General features: G+C 32.7%; 21 protein-coding genes. 14 read left to right on the forward strand and 7 right to left on the reverse strand.

Translation table 11 applies throughout. The features are described from left to right. The first annotated feature begins 83 nt into the window (after positions 1-83). The 9 genes from BUB80_RS16710 to BUB80_RS16750 all read left to right on the forward strand — a co-directional run bounded on the left by BUB80_RS16710 (position 84) and on the right by BUB80_RS16750 (position 8,042). Positions 84-986 carry an AraC family transcriptional regulator gene (locus tag BUB80_RS16710; RefSeq protein WP_073295160.1) on the forward strand — a complete coding sequence of 301 codons (903 nt, stop codon included), beginning with the start codon at positions 84-86 and terminating at the stop codon, positions 984-986. Between the two features lie 93 nt (positions 987-1,079). After that, positions 1,080-3,323 (forward strand): TonB-dependent receptor, encoded by a 2,244-nt coding sequence (locus BUB80_RS16715; protein WP_073295161.1) that lies wholly within the window; start codon positions 1,080-1,082, stop codon positions 3,321-3,323. An 83-nt stretch (positions 3,324-3,406) separates the two neighbouring features. Next, entirely contained in the window at positions 3,407-4,057 is a 651-nt protein-coding gene (locus BUB80_RS16720) for a hypothetical protein (RefSeq protein ID WP_073295164.1), read from the forward strand. Between the two features lie 137 nt (positions 4,058-4,194). Next, the gene (locus tag BUB80_RS16725) at positions 4,195-5,511 is read left to right on the forward strand and encodes a 2TM domain-containing protein (RefSeq protein WP_073295167.1); all 1,317 of its coding nucleotides are present in this window, start codon (positions 4,195-4,197) and stop codon (positions 5,509-5,511) included. Between the two features lie 12 nt (positions 5,512-5,523). Further along, complete coding sequence (locus BUB80_RS16730) at positions 5,524-5,823, forward strand: 2TM domain-containing protein (protein ID WP_073295170.1); 300 nt, start codon at positions 5,524-5,526, stop codon at positions 5,821-5,823. Between the two features lies 1 nt (position 5,824). Beyond that, positions 5,825-6,394, forward strand: coding sequence for a methyltransferase family protein (locus tag BUB80_RS16735; RefSeq protein ID WP_073295172.1), 570 nt, complete (start codon positions 5,825-5,827; stop codon positions 6,392-6,394). A 250-nt stretch (positions 6,395-6,644) separates the two neighbouring features. Continuing rightward, complete coding sequence (locus BUB80_RS16740; protein WP_073295175.1) at positions 6,645-6,938, forward strand: 2TM domain-containing protein; 294 nt, start codon at positions 6,645-6,647, stop codon at positions 6,936-6,938. A gap of 33 nt (positions 6,939-6,971) precedes the next feature. Beyond that, the gene (locus BUB80_RS16745) at positions 6,972-7,247 is read left to right on the forward strand and encodes a 2TM domain-containing protein (protein WP_073295178.1); all 276 of its coding nucleotides are present in this window, start codon (positions 6,972-6,974) and stop codon (positions 7,245-7,247) included. A gap of 51 nt (positions 7,248-7,298) precedes the next feature. Beyond that, positions 7,299-8,042 (forward strand): LytR/AlgR family response regulator transcription factor, encoded by a 744-nt coding sequence (locus tag BUB80_RS16750; protein WP_083547204.1) that lies wholly within the window; start codon positions 7,299-7,301, stop codon positions 8,040-8,042. Positions 8,043-8,081: 39 nt separating this feature from the next. Here the strand turns inward: BUB80_RS16750 and BUB80_RS16755 are convergent, their stop codons facing one another. The 3 genes from BUB80_RS16755 to mnmA form a co-directional block, all read right to left on the reverse strand. Further along, entirely contained in the window at positions 8,082-8,300 is a 219-nt protein-coding gene (locus BUB80_RS16755; RefSeq protein WP_228433865.1) for a hypothetical protein, read from the reverse strand. A 177-nt stretch (positions 8,301-8,477) separates the two neighbouring features. Next, positions 8,478-8,687 carry a hypothetical protein gene (locus tag BUB80_RS16760; RefSeq protein WP_073295180.1) on the reverse strand — a complete coding sequence of 70 codons (210 nt, stop codon included), beginning with the start codon at positions 8,685-8,687 and terminating at the stop codon, positions 8,478-8,480. Between the two features lie 81 nt (positions 8,688-8,768). Further along, entirely contained in the window at positions 8,769-9,956 is a 1,188-nt protein-coding gene (mnmA, locus tag BUB80_RS16765) for a tRNA 2-thiouridine(34) synthase MnmA (RefSeq protein WP_073295183.1), read from the reverse strand. Positions 9,957-10,073: 117 nt separating this feature from the next. Between mnmA and BUB80_RS16770 the strand changes: the two genes are divergently transcribed. Next, complete coding sequence (locus tag BUB80_RS16770) at positions 10,074-10,601, forward strand: hypothetical protein (protein WP_073295186.1); 528 nt, start codon at positions 10,074-10,076, stop codon at positions 10,599-10,601. A gap of 114 nt (positions 10,602-10,715) precedes the next feature. Here the strand turns inward: BUB80_RS16770 and BUB80_RS16775 are convergent, their stop codons facing one another. Next, entirely contained in the window at positions 10,716-13,244 is a 2,529-nt protein-coding gene (locus BUB80_RS16775) for an ATP-dependent Clp protease ATP-binding subunit (RefSeq protein ID WP_073295189.1), read from the reverse strand. Positions 13,245-13,397: 153 nt separating this feature from the next. Here BUB80_RS16775 and BUB80_RS16780 point away from each other — a divergent pair, with 153 nt between their 5' ends. The 4 genes from BUB80_RS16780 (at position 13,398) to BUB80_RS16795 (ending at position 16,402) form a co-directional block, all read left to right on the forward strand. Further along, positions 13,398-13,625 (forward strand): uroporphyrinogen decarboxylase, encoded by a 228-nt coding sequence (locus BUB80_RS16780; RefSeq protein WP_073295191.1) that lies wholly within the window; start codon positions 13,398-13,400, stop codon positions 13,623-13,625. After that, positions 13,622-14,716, forward strand: coding sequence for a glycosyltransferase family 4 protein (locus BUB80_RS16785; RefSeq protein ID WP_073295194.1), 1,095 nt, complete (start codon positions 13,622-13,624; stop codon positions 14,714-14,716). The genes BUB80_RS16780 and BUB80_RS16785 overlap by 4 nt, the downstream gene beginning before the upstream one ends. A gap of 298 nt (positions 14,717-15,014) precedes the next feature. Beyond that, positions 15,015-15,434 carry a SufE family protein gene (locus tag BUB80_RS16790; RefSeq protein ID WP_073295197.1) on the forward strand — a complete coding sequence of 140 codons (420 nt, stop codon included), beginning with the start codon at positions 15,015-15,017 and terminating at the stop codon, positions 15,432-15,434. Positions 15,435-15,436: 2 nt separating this feature from the next. After that, positions 15,437-16,402 (forward strand): glycosyltransferase family 9 protein, encoded by a 966-nt coding sequence (locus BUB80_RS16795; RefSeq protein WP_228433867.1) that lies wholly within the window; start codon positions 15,437-15,439, stop codon positions 16,400-16,402. A gap of 45 nt (positions 16,403-16,447) precedes the next feature. On the opposite strand, the gene dcd is transcribed toward BUB80_RS16795, so the two are convergent. The 3 genes from dcd to BUB80_RS16810 are packed head-to-tail and all read right to left on the reverse strand — an operon-like array spanning position 16,448 to position 18,342. Next, entirely contained in the window at positions 16,448-17,047 is a 600-nt protein-coding gene (gene dcd / locus BUB80_RS16800; protein WP_073295202.1) for a dCTP deaminase, read from the reverse strand. A 5-nt stretch (positions 17,048-17,052) separates the two neighbouring features. Continuing rightward, entirely contained in the window at positions 17,053-18,102 is a 1,050-nt protein-coding gene (locus tag BUB80_RS16805; RefSeq protein ID WP_073295208.1) for a hypothetical protein, read from the reverse strand. A 9-nt stretch (positions 18,103-18,111) separates the two neighbouring features. After that, positions 18,112-18,342 carry a hypothetical protein gene (locus BUB80_RS16810; RefSeq protein WP_139262752.1) on the reverse strand — a complete coding sequence of 77 codons (231 nt, stop codon included), beginning with the start codon at positions 18,340-18,342 and terminating at the stop codon, positions 18,112-18,114. Positions 18,343-18,518 lie beyond the last annotated feature (176 nt).

Consider the following 18,518-nt stretch of genomic DNA (forward strand, 5'->3'; position numbering starts at 1 on the left):
ATAGAATCTTTATATACAACATTCGCAATAAAAGACAAATTCTCTATTCTTTATCTTCTTATTTTTACAGATAAAAACAACAATTGGAAGAATATAAAAGAAGAATCATCAGGATCATTAAGCATATAGATGAACATTTGGATGATGACCTCAGTCTTGAAAAAGTGGCAGCAATAGGTGCCTATTCTCCCTTTCATTTTCATAGAATTTTTAAGCTCATTACAGGAGAAACACTTCAGAACTATATCATCCGAAAGAAGATAGAAAAAAGTGCTTTATATCTTGCTTTAAAAAAGAATGTAGACATTAAGGAAATATACATGGAGCTGGGGTTTGCTAACCATTCTGTCTTTAATAAAACATTTAAAAAATACTATGGACAGTCGCCTTCAGAATTTCGAAGGTCTGCTCCGGAAAGTTTCCACAAGATTTTACAAGTTGAGAGCAAGAACGGACAAGTTGATACGGTTTTTCGACAATACATTTGCAACGTAGAAAACCTATTAAACTGGCGAACAATGAATTTAAAAATTAAAGTAACACAGTTGCAGGAAATGAATCTTGCATGTGTAATGAGCCTTGGATTGGCTGATGTAGAAAAGTCTTATGATATCTTAATCGATTGGGCTAAAAGGAAACAGCTTTTCCCCCGCGAAAATGTAAAAATGATCTCGGTTTATCATGACAGTTTCAAAGTAACACCTCCTGAAAAAGTAAGGATTCACGCATCTATGCTTCTAGATGAGCAGCTCATGGAACAGGAAGGGGAAGTTTTTCCTGAGATTATTGAAACGGGTAAATTTATCATCGGAAGCGGTGAAGTTACCCTGCATGATTTTGAAAAGTGCTGGGCCTCTTTATTCTTATGGATGAATGAAAACCATTATTCCATCCGAAAAGCTTTTCCTTTTGAAATTTATCATTCCAATTTCAAAGAGCATCCGGAAGAGAAAATGATTGTTGATTTTTGCATCCCTATCCACTAATCTGCGACTCAGAGTTCAAAGTATGCCTTTCGGTAAGTTTTTTTTTACCGAAAGGCATTTTCAACTGTATTTTTGATCCGAAAATTAACAACAATGAAAACGCAGACACAAAGATTTTTATTTCTTATTGCTTTTTTCTCATTTTTTCTAAGCTATGCTCAGGTGAAAATTACAGGAAAAGTAACTTTTAGAAATAAGGGAATCAGCGAAATAAATATCACCTTGAAAGACACGTATGATGGAGCTACAACTGATACAAATGGTAACTTCTCATTTGAAACGTCAGAAAAAGGAAATCATACTTTGATATTTACCCATTCAAAATATAATGATGTAGAAAAACCAATTGTCATTGAAAATCAGGAAATATCCGTCAATGTAGAATTGAAAGAACAGATTAACGAGATTGATGCCGTCGTGATCTCAGCAGGCTCCATAGAAGCAAGCGATAAGAAAAGAGCAACCGCATTATTAACACCTATTGACGTGTACACAACAGCAGGGGCAGACGGCCAGATTACTTCTGCATTAACCTATCTTCCTGGCGTACAGAAAGTAGGAGAGTCTGAAGGATTATTCATCAGAGGAGGGACAGGAACAGAATCTAAAATTTTTATGGATGGAAGTTTAATTAACAATTATTTTTCCAGTTCAGTTCCGGGAATTGCGGGTAGAGATCGTTTTAATACGTCACTTTTTAAAGGAAATGTATTTTCAAGCGGAGGATATTCAGCCTTGTATGGGCAGGCTCTTTCCGGAGCATTAATGTTGGAAAGTGTAGATCTTCCGGACCAGAGTTCTTATGATTTCGGTATTTCTTCGATTTTTGCGAATGCTGGCTTTCAAAAGCTAAGTGATGATAAAACCCACTCTTATGGCGCAACTTTAGGATATTCTAATTTGAATTTAATGCAGAAGGTTTTCGATTTTAATACCGATTTTATAGATGCTCCGCAAGGATTGAATGCTGATGCTAATTTTAGAATTAAAACAAAATCAGGTGGATTTTTCAAATATTATGGGAAATATGATACCAATAGTATGGGCGTAAAAACAGAAAGTTTAGAGGCTGATAATGAGTATTCTATAATTAAGTTGAAAGGAAAAAATACCTATCACAATTTATCTTTCAAACAAAAATTCGGAAAATATCTTCTTAACGCAGGAACGTCTTATTCATTCAACAGAACAGATCTTAATTTTTCAACCGAGTCCAATGACATTGAATCAGATAAGACAAGATTGCTTACCGACGGAAATTATATCAATTTTAAAGCAGTTTTAGAAAGAAAAATAAATAGAATCAGTGCTGTTAGAGGAGGTTTTGAAGTAAACAATACTGACGAAAAGCTGACGTTTGAAGAAATCAATAAGCATTATAAAGATTTAATCTCAGCTGCTTTTGTAGAAACAGATTTGGGTTTCAGTAACAATTTATCTGCTAAAATAGGAGTGAGGGCAGAGAATTCATCTTATCTCGGAAAAAGCAACATTGCACCTCGACTGGCTTTGGCTTATCGTTTTGCAAAAGACTGGACCACCTCTTTCGCTTATGGATTATTCTATCAAAACCCTGAAAGTAAATATATTAATGGTCCTGCCAATCTTGATTTTCAAAAGTCTCAGCATTATATTTTTCAGGTTCAGAGAGCAACGGATGGCAGAAGCTTACGATTCGAGGCTTTTTATAAGAAATATGATCAGCTGATTAAAGTGTCAAATCTTGGATTTAATGATAATCAAACTCAACCGATCCAAAGAGCTGATAATAATAATGGTTTTGGGTATGCAAAGGGGTTGGAGCTGTTCTGGAGAGACAAGAAAACTTTTGATAATATCGATTATTGGATCAGTTATTCATACTTGGATTCAAAAAGAGATTTTATGAATTATCCTGTAAGTTTACAACCCAATTTTGCATCTGCACATACTCTTTCAGCGGTTGCCAAAAGATTTATTCCTGAATGGAAATTAGGGGTTAACCTATCGTATAGCTACGCAAAAGGACGCCCATATTATGACTTTGCAACGAAAGATGTTAATGGACAAATCATTAATTATACAAGAAATGAAGGAAGACTGAAAGACTATAGTGCACTTAATTTAAGTTTTAATTATCTTCCGAATCTTGGAAAAAAAGATGCTAAAGCTTTCACCATTTTTGTTTTGAGTATTTCTAATGTTTTAGGAACAAAAAATGTATACGGATACAATTTTTCTCAAGACGGATCCAGAAGTTCTGGAGTGGTTCCGCCGATTAATACCTTTGTTTTTGTAGGCGCATTTATAAGTTTTGGTGTTGATAAAACCCAAGATGCTATCAATAATAATTTGTAAAATAGTAGAAACCGAATCGGTTTTTTAATTAAAGATATAACAGACATTACAATATAAACTAACCTCAAAAAAACTTAGAAAAAATGAAAAAATACCTATTAAGCTTTGCTTTAGTATTGATGAGTTTAACGGCTTTTGCTCAGACTGCTTATGAAAAAGCAATGACTGAAAAAATTGCAAAATTAGAATCATGTAAATCTTCAGAAGATTTTCAGACATTAGCGAATGATTTTGACAGAATTGGAAAGAAAGAAACAACGCAATGGTTACCGTCTTATTATGCTGCTTTTGCCTACATTCAAAAAGGGAGAGTTCAGATGAGAGAAGGGAATATGATAGAGTTGGATATCATTGCCGGACAAGTAGAAAAATATCTGGATGCTGCTGAAAATGCAGGTCAAAAAAATAATGCTGAGATTCATTTATTAAGAAAAATGGCGTCTTCTTTAAAGATGATGGTGAATCCTCAACAAAGATTTATGACAGATGGTGCAAAAGCGGGAGAACAACTTAAAATTGCTGAGAAATTAGATCCAGCCAATCCAAGAATTGCTTTGATAAAGGCTGAAGATACCTATTTCACTCCTGAACAATACGGAGGAAGCAAGACCAAAGGGATTGAGATGTTTAAACAGGCATTAGAGAAATTTAATTCTTATCAACCAAAATCTGCATTAGATCCAAACTGGGGGAAAGGAGAGGCTCAGTATTTTATCAGTCAGGCCACCAAATAATCAATGTAACAATATTCTAAGCCTTCCAGATCATGGAAGGTTTTTTTGTGCCGTTCAGGAATTAAATATGACGGTTCGGCAAGAAATAATTTTAAGTATTTTGAATATAGTCTAAATTTGAGCTAAGAAATTGAATCATGAAACGTAAAAACTTTATCACCTTACTTTGGATATCATTGGCAACTTCAATGTTTTTCTTTTTCGTTTTTACAGATGAAAAAACGATTGAAAACTTTTTATTAACTGTCTTGATATCTTTCATGTATTCATTCATATTGGCTGGCGGAAATGGTATGCTTAATGATTTTCTTAACAAGAAATTTCCCTGGTCTGAAGCCACCACCAAAAGAGCCGCGATAAGCATTATTTCGATTCTTATTGCCAATGTCATATTGGTGTATTTCTGTAATTATGTGAATTTTGTACTGATTCAGAAGGCGGTAAATACAACAGAATATTTTTCAGGGCGATATAATTTCATCAATTGGTTTACCATTAATGTTGCTTTATTAATCTCTGCTTTTCTTCACGCAAGAGGTTTTATGGAGGAATTGAAGAAAACCTCCAAAAAAGAAGTAGTAGAGCAAAAGCTCATTGCAAAATCTGCCAACGCACAGTTTGAAAGTTTAAAAAACCAGCTTGATCCGCATTTTCTTTTCAATTCATTAAATGTTTTAAGTTCGTTAATTGATGAAAATCCGAGGCAGGCGCAGAAGTTTACGGCTTCAATGTCAAAGATTTACCGGTATGTTTTGGAGCAGAAAGATAAAGAATTAGTTACAGTAGAAGATGAAATAGAGTTTGCAAAAACGTATTGTGATTTATTAAAAACAAGATTTGAAGACAGTGTAGATTTTGTTTTTGATGTTAATCAGGAAGATTACCGAAGATATGTCGTTCCTCTTTCACTGCAGTTGTTGTTGGAAAACTGTATCAAACATAATTTTGCTACATCTTCAAAACCATTAATTATTAAAGTTTTTTCTGAAAATGATACATTATGCATTGAAAATAATCTGCAGGTTAGAGAGCAGATGAAAGAGAGTGCTGGGATTGGGTTGGCGAATATTGTTCAGCGTTATTCTTTACTCACGAAAAAGAATGTTTTCATTGAAAAATCTGAAGATTATTTTAAAGTAAAGCTTCCGATATTATCAGGTAAACCAAACGTTGTGAATGTGAAACCTGAAGATAATGATAAAGCTTATGAAAGAGCAAAAAAACGAGTGAAAGAGATCAAAAGCTTTTACGGAAACCTTATTTCTTATTGTGTAATTATTCCGTTTTTGATCATTATTAATTTGATTACAAACCACAAACATATTTGGTTTTACTTTCCGATGTTGGGTTGGGGAATTGGGGTTTTAGCACACGGAATGAATGTTTTCGCTATCGGAAAAACATGGGAAGAAAAAAAGATTAGAGAGATTTTAGAGAAACAAAACAAACAATAAAAAACGATAACTATGGAAACTATTGACGAAAGCGACATTCGCTACAAAGAAGCTGAAAGAAAGGTAAAAAAGATTAAAAATTTCTACTCTTTTGTTTTTATTTATGTAGCAGTGAATATATTTGTTTTGTTTTTGAATTACAGAGAATTAGAACCTGGACAAACCATTTGGAGCTTAAAATATTTTGCTCTTCCCATATTTTGGGGAATAGGAGTTGTTGGCTACGGAATGAGGTTTTTTTTTCCGGGATTTATCCTGGGAAATAATTGGGAGGAAAAGAAAATCAAAGAATTAATGGATAAAGAACATTAACATGGAAACATTACAAATCATTTTTTATCTTTCAATGGGTGCTTGGTTTTTGAGCGAATTTCTTTATAAAAGAATATTGAAATCGGGAGAAAAAGATCAGAAAAATAAAGATAAATCTACATTAAATATATTATGGATCGCTATTCCTTTTTCTATTGCCGTATCTGTAACGGTTTCAAACATAATAAAATTTCCCATCACTCACTCGAACTGGATCTTTTATCTTGGTGAAATTTGTATTCTTATCGGAATCATTTTAAGATTCATCATCATCAGGTCTTTAGGAAAGTATTTTACGGTTGATGTAACGATAAGAGAAGATCATAAAATCAAGAAAGAGGGATTTTATAAATATCTGAGACATCCATCGTATGCCTTTTCTTTGTTGACTTCTTTTGGTCTTGGTTTGTATTTAAATAATTGGTTTTCATCGATTTTAGCATTTGTTCCTCCCTTATTAGCATTTATCTATAGAATCAGAATAGAAGAACAGGCTTTGGTAGAACAATTTGGAGAAGAATATATCGAATATAGAAAATCTACAAAAAAACTGATTCCGTTTATTTATTAAATAGAACTAATCGTAAACTTAAACCTTGTTGAGGCGTCTATTTTCCACACAAAAATTAAACCTAATCATCTGCGTAATCTGCAAAATCCGAGAGAGAAAGAAAAATTAAGCCCCGTAATTTCCATTAAATTTAGATTTTTACATTTCAGTATCCATTTTCTACAGCTCAGTAAGATAAAGTTGATTGGAAGTTCTTTATTGACCTAAATTTGATTCAAGAAAAACAAACAAATCTTTAAAATAACATATTATGGAAACTTACCCAAACAAAGAAAATTTAGCTTATAAAAAAGCAACAAAAAGAGTAAAAGAGCTCAAAGGATTCTATGGAAATCTTACTTCTTATTGTTTGATAATTCCTTTTTTATTGGTTCTTAATCTTTTAACTTCCTTTAATCATTTATGGTTTTATTGGCCAATGTTAGGATGGGGAATCGGTCTTGTGGCACACGGAATCAACGTTTTTGGAATAGGAAAAGACTGGGAAGAAAAAAAGATCAAAGAGTTGATGGATGAAGAAAGAAAAAGCGTAAAAACACTTTAATAGATTAATAATAACTTTTTAAAAATCAATATCATGAATTATAATCAGGCAGAACAAAGAGTAAAAGAACTAAGAAAATTCTATAAAGGTATATTTTGGTTCGCAATCATTTTAGGATTCGTTTTCTTAGACGATATCTTTGAAAAAGGAGTATTTGATTTTTCACTTTTTGATGGGTCAATTATTTTAGGAATCTGGGCGGTTATTTTGACTGTAAAAGCGGTAAAATTATTTGTTTTTGATTCCGAGTGGGAAAAATCGGTGATGGAAAAGAAAATGAAAAAAACAAAAGAACCTATAAACTTTTAATAGCTGAAAACTTTTATTTAATTTTATTTCGAAATCAAAAACTAAAAATCAATGATCAAAACTGTCATTATCGAAGACGAAAAACCTGCAGCAAGAAAGATAGAAAGAATGTTGAGTTTGTTTCCTGAATTAGAGGTTGTTGCAAGTATTGAATCTGTGGAAGACGGAGTAAAATGGTTCTCAGAAAATGAGCATCCGCAGCTTATCTTTTCGGACATCGTTTTGGGAGATGGTTTATCATTTGATATTTTTGAAAAAGTTCCTACCAAAGGATTTATCATTTACACGACAGCTTTTGATCAGTATACTCTGAAAGCCTTTAAGTTAAACAGCATCGACTATCTTTTAAAGCCTATTTTGGAAGAAGATTTGTCGGGAGCTATTGAAAAATTTAAATCATTTCTTCCTTCAGGTAATCCTGTTACTTCACAGGAAATTAAGCAGTTGATCAAAAAAGATAAAACAACACTTTCCAGAGTTTTAGTGAAAATCGGATATAATTTGAAGATTGTTCAAACCAGTGAGATCAGTTGCTTTTTTAGTGAAAATAAGATTGTTTATCTTCAGACAGAAGATCGTACTTACCCTTCGGATTTCACGTTGGATGAGCTGGAAGATGTCTTGGATGAAAAGAAATTCTTCCGTGCAAACAGACAGTTTATTATCAGTTCAGATTACATCAAAAATATTCATACTTCACCCAATTATAAAGTAGAATTAGATTTTCAACCCCAAGAGGAAATCACCGTAAGCCGCGATCGTGTGAAAGATTTTAAAGATTGGTTAGTAGGTTAATTTTTATCCAAAAATGGAATACGATTAACAATCAACTAATTACCTGTAATCAATTCTGTTAGACTCTGTATCTTCAAGCTGTTGTACAATTGATTTTGGAATTTCCTCACTTTCAATCGGAAAGCTTATGGAATCTGGAACAAAGGTCTTTCGATCAGCTTTCTGAAATATTTCGAACAGAGCAATAGGCTCTTGATTAAAACTAATACATGTACTTATAAAATGGAATTCATGGAGCTTATATTCTGGATTTTTCAATTTTTCCTTGATATCTTTTATCCTTGACACAAAATGTCTTTGTCGGATATTTGATGATAATTTTAATTTTAGAAATTATTGTTATAGCATTCTTTATCTTACCTAATGTAAAGTATAGAATTAAACAATAAACCCGAAACATTGCTGCTCCGGGTTTACTAAATTTATAATGATTGTTTAGTCTTGCTGACCTTTTTCTGGTGTTGTTTTGTATCCAAATTTCTGTATCATAACATAGGTAAGAGCTACTAAAGCAATACTTAAGATAAGATGCGAATTCTCTGGATGCATCATTGCCTGATAAATATTGTAACCTAAAACAGCAGATACAATTGCTATTAATACTTGATTTGCTTGAGCGTACTGGTTTTTTAATGAAGTTTTCATAATTAATATTTTTAATTGTTATTTACTTAGTAAGTATCACAACTTAAAATACGTTACAGAAAAATGTGAAAACTTTCTTTTTTACGCAATTACTCCGCTTCCAATAAGTTCATCATCTAGATACCAGGAAGCAAATTGTCCTTCCGCAATCGCAGATTGAGGTTCTTCAAATTCCATGTAAAAAGCATTTTCAAACTGGAAGATCGTTGCTTTCTGCAAAGCTTGTCTGTAACGGAATCTCGCCAATACTTCCATAGATTCTCCATTTTTTAATCTTAGGTCTTCACGAACCCAGTGCAATTCGGCATTATCAACTTTCAAAGCTTTTTTATGTAATCCTGGGAAGCTGTGGCTTTCGCCCACAAAAATGATGTTGTTTTCCATATCTCTGGATACGATAAAACAGCTTTCTTTGTGTCCGCCAATTCCTAGCCCTTTACTTTGCCCGATCGTGAAAAATTGAGCACCCTGATGCTTTCCAATTACTTTTCCGTCAGCTTTTTTATAATCGATTTTTTTACTTAAAAATTCTAATTCTTCTTCTTTTGAAGAGAAATTCGGTGTTTCTTGAGAAAACAAAGGTGAATCTTTGAAAATTTCTACTATTTCTCCTTCTTTAGGAACCAATTGTTGTTGTAAAAATTGAGGAAGACTTACTTTTCCAATAAAACATAATCCTTGCGAATCTTTTTTATCAGCCGTAACTAATCCGATTTCTTTAGCGATTTCTCTTACTTCAGGTTTTGTTAATTCTCCAATAGGAAATAACGCTTTAGATAATTGATCCTGATTCAATTGACACAGAAAATATGATTGATCTTTATTATTATCTTTTCCTGCTAACAAATGGAAAATTTCCTTTCCATTTTCGTCAAAAGTAGAGTCTACTCTTGCATAATGTCCTGTAGCCACCTTGTCGGCACCTAAAGACATCGCTGTTTTCATGAAAACATCAAATTTTACTTCTCTGTTACACAAAACATCAGGATTCGGAGTTCTTCCTTTCTGATATTCATCAAACATATAATCAACGATTCTTTCTTTGTAAAGATCGCTCATATCAATCACCTGAAACGGAATTCCTAGTTTCTGGGCAACCATCAACGCATCATTGCTATCCTCTATCCAAGGACATTCATCTTCTAACGTTACGGAAGCATCGTTCCAATTTCTCATAAACAAAGCCACTACTTCATGACCTTGTTGTTGTAATAAATACGCTGTAACACTGGAGTCTACACCTCCTGATAATCCTACTACTATTTTCATTTTATTTCAATTTTACGAAACTCTTAACGGGAGTTCTTAGTTTGATGCGGCAAAAATACAACTAAAAATATTCGTAAAAAAACCATAATTTTAAACATTGATAAAAACGATATTAATATGAAAAAAATTACTATTGCATTGATGCTGATACTTTCAGGGTCAGTGTTTTCCCAAGTTTCAGTAGGTGCACCCATACAACAAAATAATAAATGGACTTTTGGAGGAGGAATTGGTTTAGGCTTCGGAAGTAACAGTGCTTTTTACCTCCAGGCTTCCCCAAGAGTAGGATATAGACTAACCGACGATTTAGAAGCAGGAGTTATAGGAAGTGTCTCATGGCAGACCTCAAAATATTATAGCTCAACAATGTTTGGAGCTGGTCCTTTTGCGAACTATTATTTTGCGCGATCTTTTTATGTAGGAGCCAATCTTCAACATTATTTCATTGATTATAAAGACAAGTTCTACGATTACAAAGATCACAGAGAAGAAACCGCTTTATATCTTGGAGGTGGATATATGCAGCGCATAGGTGGAAATTCTTTTATGCAAATTGGTGTAATGTATAATGTGCTTTGGAAAGAGAATTCAAGTGTGTTTTCTAGTGGGCTAGTGCCTAATATTGGGTTTGTGGTGGGGCTGTAATTTTTTTATTTTCTACAGATTTTATATTAGTTTCATTTGCAGAAATTATTTCAGTATAAAAGAAAAGCATCGAGAATTTCCCGATGCTTTCTATTTAAAAAATTAAATTATTTATTAAGAAGATTTTTCAACCGTCTTTTTTGTTTTCTGAGCTTTTCCGGCTAGGCCATCTTTCGCTTCATTCACATCTAAAATAATAGTTTCTCCTTCGTTTAATTGTTTGTTTACCAGCATTTCAGCCAATAAATCTTCAATGTATTTCTGGATTGCTCTTTTTAGTGGTCTTGCACCGAAGTCTTTGTCCCAACCTTTTTCAGAAATAAAGTCTTTAGCTTCATCAGTTAAGTCAACTTTATATCCTAATTTATCAAGTCTGGTGTAAAGCTTGTTCAATTCAAGATCAATGATTTTCTTGATATCTTCTTTCTCAAGAGAGTTGAAGATCACAATATCATCAATTCTGTTTAAGAACTCAGGAGCAAATGCTTTTTTAAGGGCATTTTCAATGGTTCCTCTTGCTCTTGTATCAGAACCTGTTTTCTTAGCAGAAGTTCCGAATCCTACACCATCTCCGAAGTCTTTAATATCTCTCGTTCCGATGTTTGAAGTAAGGATAATGATTGTATTTCTAAAATCAATTTTTCTACCTAAACTGTCTGTAACGTGACCTTCATCTAAGATCTGTAATAAGATATTGAACACATCTGGGTGAGCTTTTTCAATCTCATCCAAAAGAACTACTGCATAAGGTTTTCTTCTTACAGCTTCTGTTAATTGTCCACCCTCTTCGTATCCAACGTATCCCGGAGGCGCTCCAACCAATCTTGAAACTGCAAATTTCTCCATGTATTCACTCATATCGATTCTGATCAAAGATTCATCAGATTCGAAAAGCTCTCTTGCCATTACTTTCGCCAGCTCAGTTTTACCAACCCCGGTTGTTCCAAGGAAAATAAAAGTTCCTATCGGACGGTTTGGATCTTTAAGACCGGCTCTGTTTCTTTGAATAGCTTTAACAACTTTCTTCACAGCATCTTCCTGACCGATAACTTTTCCGTTCAGTTTTTCGTCCATCTGAGCTAGTTTATCAAGTTCATTTTTACCAACTTTCGTTACAGGAACTCCACTCATCATAGAAACTACTTCTGCTACATTTTCGTCAGTTACAGTTTCTTTTTTCTCTTTTACATCTTTATCCCATTTATCCTGAGCAGCATTAAGTTCCATTTGAAGACGTTCTTCTTCATCTTTAAGCTTTCTGGCCTCAAGATAATCCTGAGCTTTTACAGCTTTCTGCTTCAATTCTTTGATGTCTTCAATTTTCTGTTCAAAATCAATGATCTCAGTAGGAACTTTCATGTTTTTAATATAAACACGAGATCCTGCCTCATCCATTGCATCAATTGCTTTATCTGGTAAGAAACGATCTGTAATATATCTTGCCGTTAAGTTTACACAAGCCAGAATTGCTTCTGGAGTATACACAACATTATGATGTTCTTCGTATTTGTCTTTAATCTGATTCAAGATTTGAATGGTTTCTTCAATGTTGGTAGGTTCCACCATTACTTTCTGGAATCTTCTTTCTAAAGCCCCATCTTTTTCAATATACTGACGGTACTCATCAAGAGTTGTGGCACCAATACATTGGATCTCACCTCTTGCTAAAGCCGGTTTAAACATATTGGAAGCATCTAAACTTCCTGTTGAGCTACCAGCACCAACAATTGTATGAAGTTCGTCAATGAACAAGATCACATCACGGTTTTTTTCTAATTCCGTCATGATGGCCTTCATTCTTTCTTCAAACTGTCCACGGTATTTTGTTCCCGCAACTAAACTTGCAAGATCTAACGTGATTACTCTTTTACCATAAAGAACTCTGGAAACTTTCTTCTGTTGAATTCTTAAAGCTAATCCTTCAGCGATGGCAGATTTACCAACACCCGGTTCACCAATAAGCAACGGATTGTTTTTCTTTCTTCTTGATAGAATTTGAGAAACTCTTTCGATTTCTTTCTCACGACCAATCACTGGATCTAATTTCCCGTCTCTTGCCAAAGAAGTAAGATCTCTACCAAAGTTATCCAATGTTGGAGTTTTACTTTTTGCAGATCCTAGATTTCCCGTAGGCTTTCTCATTTGCTCAAAATCTTCTCTTTCTTCATCGTCATCATAAGCACTCATTTGTGGTGCCTGTCCGGAGTTTTTAAGCATCGTTTGATATTCTTTTGAAACTCCTTCATAATCGATGTCGTAAGCTCCTAATATACTTGAGGTAGGGTCTTCATATTTATATAGAATGCCTAAAAGCAAATGAACGGTATTAATTTCATTACTTTTGTATTGTCTGCATTCTAACTCAGCACGTTTGATGGAATGATCTGCCATCTTAGTGAAAGAAATATTGGTAACCTCCTCAGAAATAGGATTAAGACTTACTGTATTTAGAGTTTCAATTTTTCTTCTGATTTGTGTTAAATCCGCATTAAGGTTTTGAAGGATTTCTTTTGCAGAGTTTTCCGTTTTTATAATACCTAAAAGTAGATGTTCTGTATTGAGAAATTCACTTTTCAGCCTTTTAGCTTCGCTTTTGCTTTGTTTGAACACCTGGCTCAAACCTTGTGAAAACTTATAATCCATAATATATCTCATTAGAATAAAAGCAACATTGCCATTTATTCATTATCTAAATTACAAATATTTTACCAAAAATCAAATAATGACTTTATGGCAGAAAAAAACTTTATTATCTTATTGAAAATGACTAAGTTTGTTATCTCATAAATTTTTCTCATGAATCCCGAAATTTCTACTTATGTCGGATATTCTGCCTCACTTTTCGTTGTGTTGAGCTTTATATTGAAAGATGTAAGAAAAATCAGAATTGTAAATATGATTGGCTGTATTTGTTTTGTCATTTATGGTATCTTCAGCGGAATGCTGTGGCCGGTAATCATACCCAACGGGCTGGTTTGTCTTATACAAATTTACCATTTGTCGGCAGGAAATAAGGGGAAATGAGGAAAAAGATAATTACATCTGCTTTTAGCAACTTATATACTGATCAGCGTATTGAAAAGGTTTGCAGGACCTTGAATGAAAATGGCTATGAGATTGAATTAATAGGAAATAATTGGGGCGGAACAGAGGATATGCAAAGACCTTATTCTTTTTCGAGAATACAACTTATTTCTAAAAGTTTAAAAACAGCTTATTTTGAATTTAATTGGAAGTTATACCATGAATTAAAGAAGAAAGCAGATCAGAATACAATTCTTCATGCCAATGATTTGGATGCTTTGCTACCGAATTATCTTATTGCTAAAAAATTAAATATTCCTTTAGTTTTTGACAGTCATGAAATTTTTTCCGAAATGCCGGCAATTCAAGGCAAAATGTCACAAAAATTGTGGAGATATCTTGAGAGAAGCATGGTTCCGAAAGTGAAATTCATGATAACGGCGAGCGGAAGTTATGGAAAATGGTTCCAAAAAAAATATGGAGTTGAGCCAATTGTGGTTCAAAATGCACCTCGAAAAATAGATTTTGATCTGGAAATTCCTGAAAATAATCCAAAAGTAATTTTGTATCAAGGGGCAATTAATCCGTTTCGAGGAATTGATAAAGCAATTTTAGCAATGCATCATCTTGATAATGTCATCTTAAAAATTGCTGGAGACGGACCTCGTAAGAAAGAGTATGAGGACTTGGTTATCCGCGAAAATCTTCAACATAAAGTTCAGTTTCTAGGAAAATTAAGACCAGAAGATTTAAGAGAAATCACGGTAACGGTTGACTGCGGAATGAGCATCGAAGAGAATGGGGGAGAGAGTTATTTTTATTCCTTACCTAATAAAGTTTTAGATGGTATTCAGGCGAGAGTTCCTTTAATCTTATCAAATCTTCCGGAAATGCAGAATATTAAAAATCAATTTGATATTGGAGAAATTATTAAAGATCATCAACCGGAAAATATTGCCAAAGCGATTCAATTAATTTTAAATAAAGGAAGAAAAAATTACCAACCCGAACTTGAAAAAGCAGCCAATACACTTTGCTGGGAAAATGAAGAAGTGAAATTATTACAGGTTTTTGAAAAAGCTTCCCAATAAGTTTTTATCACAAAGAAAAACAAAGAATTAATAAACTATTGTGTTTTAAAGCTAAACCAAGGCGTTCCACTTATCAATGTAAAACAAATAGAATGATCTTAAAATTTGTATTTCTAAAATAAGCGAAGCGGCTTTGTTTCTCTTAAAGTATCTTCAAAACTTGCAAAATCTTTGTCTAGCCTTGTGTTTAAAAAGAAAAAGATGAGCCTTTTAAGAATTATTACAAATTGTTTTTCATAATAAGTCTATATTAAATTATCTTTTTAAAATTGGTTATCTTTGCAAAAAGAAAGTAAGAATGACCATTAAAGAAAAACAGAAAGAACTTATCGACGAGTTTGCGTTTCTTGAAGACTGGGAGCAAAAATATGAGTATATCATAGATCTTGGAAAAGAATTGAAAGGCCTTTCGGATGACAAGAAAGGTGATGAAAATCTAATTAAAGGTTGCCAAAGTAAAGTTTGGATCGATGCTGAGTTCAAAGATGGAAAACTGTTTTTCGATGCTGATTCGGATGGTATTTTACCAAAAGGAATCGTTTCGTTGTTGGTAAGCATTTACAGCGGACATTCTACGCAGGAAATTTTAGATTCGGATTTTGAGTTTATTTCCGAGATCGGATTACAGGAATTTCTTTCCCCTTCTAGAGCCAATGGATTAATGGCGATGACAAAACAAATTAAATTTTATGCAGTTGCCTATCAACTGAAGTCGTAGTCGTGACCAGAATTTTAGCATATCGTTTTTCCGCGTTTGGTGATGTCGCTATGACAGCACCTGTTTTTCGAGAGTTCTTAGAACAGAATCCGAATGTAGAAATCGTCATGGTTTCAAGGAAGAGTTTTGAGAGCTTATTTTCTGATATTCCGAATATTATCTTTAAAGGAATCAACTTAGATGATTATAAAGGTTTTTTCGGATTGCAAAGATTGGCAAATGAATTAATAAAAGAATTTCAGCCTGATATGATTGCCAATTTGCATGACGTAATCAGGACCAAAATTTTAGATAAAATTTACAGAAGAAAAGGTCTTAAAGTATTTAAAATAAACAAAGGAAAAGAAGAAAAAGAGTATTTAACAGATGTTTGGAATCTGAATAAAACACAATTAAAAAAAACGGTTGAGCGCTATGCTGATGTTTTTAGGGATATGGGTTTTAAAGTTGAACTTTCTCATCAGTTAAGACCTATTACAGAAAAGAAATCGGGAATAGGCTTTGCTCCGTTTGCTCAGCATAAAGGAAAAATGCTTCCTTTGGAAAAGTCTTACGAGCTTGTAAGGATTTTAGCACAGAAACATACAATCTATTTCTTTGGAGGTGGAAAAAATGAGACTGAAACGTTAGAAAAATGGGAAAGTCAAATTCCGAATACCAAGAGCTTGTCTGGGAAATTAAGTCTTACAGAAGAGCTTAATAAAATTTCAGAATTAGAGCTAATGATTTCTATGGATTCAGCGAATATGCATTTGGCGAGTTTAATGGGAACGCGATGTGTCTCTATCTGGGGCTCTACGCATCCATTTGCAGGGTTTTTAGGCTTTGGACAGAGTGAAGATGATGTTGTACAGGTAAAAGATCTTACATGTAGGCCTTGCTCTGTTTTTGGAGATAAGGAATGTTATAGGGGAGATTGGGCTTGTCTTGAGGAACTTGATGTTCAGAAAATAGTTGATAAAATCTGATAATGGTTTTTATTACCAAGAAAATTTATCCAAATATATGAAGTTTTATGAGAGTTTTTTTAATTGCTCAATTTCTTTATCTTCATTTGCTTTAGATGGAACAGGTCGGACTTGGCATGCATATTTTCTAATATCATTAAAATAGTTCAATTTTTCACTATCAACTTTAATTAATCTGGCTTGTAGAAATCTTACTCCTGAAACAATCTCAATTGGAGTGTTTCCTGAATTAATTATCTCTACAGAAATACACCCACAATATCCAGGTTGTAAAATAGTTGACATTGTTAATCCTAATCTACTATAAGAACTTCGTAAAGATAAGACTGCGTAAACATTATTGGGAAGTTTTATATATTCTAAAGTAGAAAATAGAGTAGGTTGAAATGGGTGCAATAGAAAATTTTCTCCAATCTTTCTTCTAGTTTGTGTAAAGTTACTTTTTATTGAACGTGAAGATATATCATTTGAGGAAGTGTTTATATATGATGATCTACCTTGATGTTGAAATAAAAAATCGGTACCAACTCTAAGATCAATACTTATGTCTCCAATCTGATTTTCATCAAGAATTGGATGAATAAATAAGTGGTTATCTTTAATCAATGATTTTATTTCATTTTTATGTAGTGTTCCGCCATTCATAAAATTCAGCTTTTATTATTCCAGCTCTTTAATAAAAAATAACTTGAAATAGATTTTTCAATCAAATTATTTAACATTTGATACTTCTGTTTTTCAGGAAGATCTATAAAACTAGTGCTCGTATTATCTTTCCATACTCCCCAACCTATTTTATAAATATAATGAAGTTGTTTGTCGTTTTCTAAAATCTCAGGAATAAATTTATAAAAGTTTGAATTTGAGATAGTCTTTTCTTCAAATCTTAATTCTATTTTTTTTCCAACTAATTCTACAATTTCTTTAAAATCATCTATAATAGAAGAAGGTCTCATATTTAGAAAATCATCTACTAATGTAATTCTTTTAGATGTACTGGGATGTGTGTATGAATCGTTATCATAACTTGTTCTATCATATAAGTATTGATTAGATGCATCACTAATATATTGTGCTGCAAATAGATCAGCAAAATATTCTGCAGTATGATTTAAAAATGACTTTTCGTCGGCTATAATTGTGGATTTGCTAATTTTTGATAAGATTCTTTTTGAAATATTATATTCAGCATCAATGAAGTGACCTAGTTCATGATAAAGTGAAACTGTTGCTAAATAATCTCTACTTAAAATTTTTGGCAGAGAAATTCTAATTTGTCTATACTTTATTTGTTCTAAAGATTTAGAACTTAAGAAAATATTTAAATGATCAAAAAACTCTTTATTTCTTGAAAAATATAAATCATTAAAATTATTTGATAGTGATGTTGAGAGAATTAAGTTATCATCATCTATCCAATCTTTAAGCGCAAGTTCCAAACAAGATATAATTTCAAAAGGAATTACATTTAAGGTGCTGTTATCTAAATATTGTAAATCGGAAATGATATATTGTAAAATTTGCTTATAAACAGGTATGTCAGTAGAAAGGATTACTCCAGTATTACTTAAATGTTTTATGGAAGAAAATATTTTATAAATATTTATGAAATGCTCCTCTCTTCTTTCATCCGAATAGACATTATTTTTGCTATTAGAAAATTGGGAATCAATTTGATTGATAAGTAAATTTAAAGACATGTTAAATATTTAGGCATGCAGAGCTGTTATAATATTTTTATAAGTTGTTTTTGTAATGTCGGTTATACTTTCCTTTTCAAGGATTTCTCTATTGTCAATTAAAAAATTAGTGAAATAAAAATGCTTATTACTGATCAAATAAGCTTCTTTTTCTCCTAATATAACATCAATAGCCTCTCTTATTGCTTGATCCAATTCATTTTTAATTTCAACATTATTGCCTGCAATTATCTCTGTCAACAAACTTCCATATAAAGAAGTAAACGCGGATCAGTCTCAAAAGTTGGGGAGAAAATAAAAAATGCTATTTTTGTATAATGCTAAATGATGCCGAACTGCTTAAATTATTTTTACCTGAACTGTTGATTGAATATTTTGAGATTGTAAAATTTGAAGAAGAAAACCAAATTCTACAT

Source organism: Chryseobacterium polytrichastri (assembly GCF_900142445.1).
Classification (GTDB): Bacteria; Bacteroidota; Bacteroidia; order Flavobacteriales; family Weeksellaceae; genus Chryseobacterium; species Chryseobacterium polytrichastri.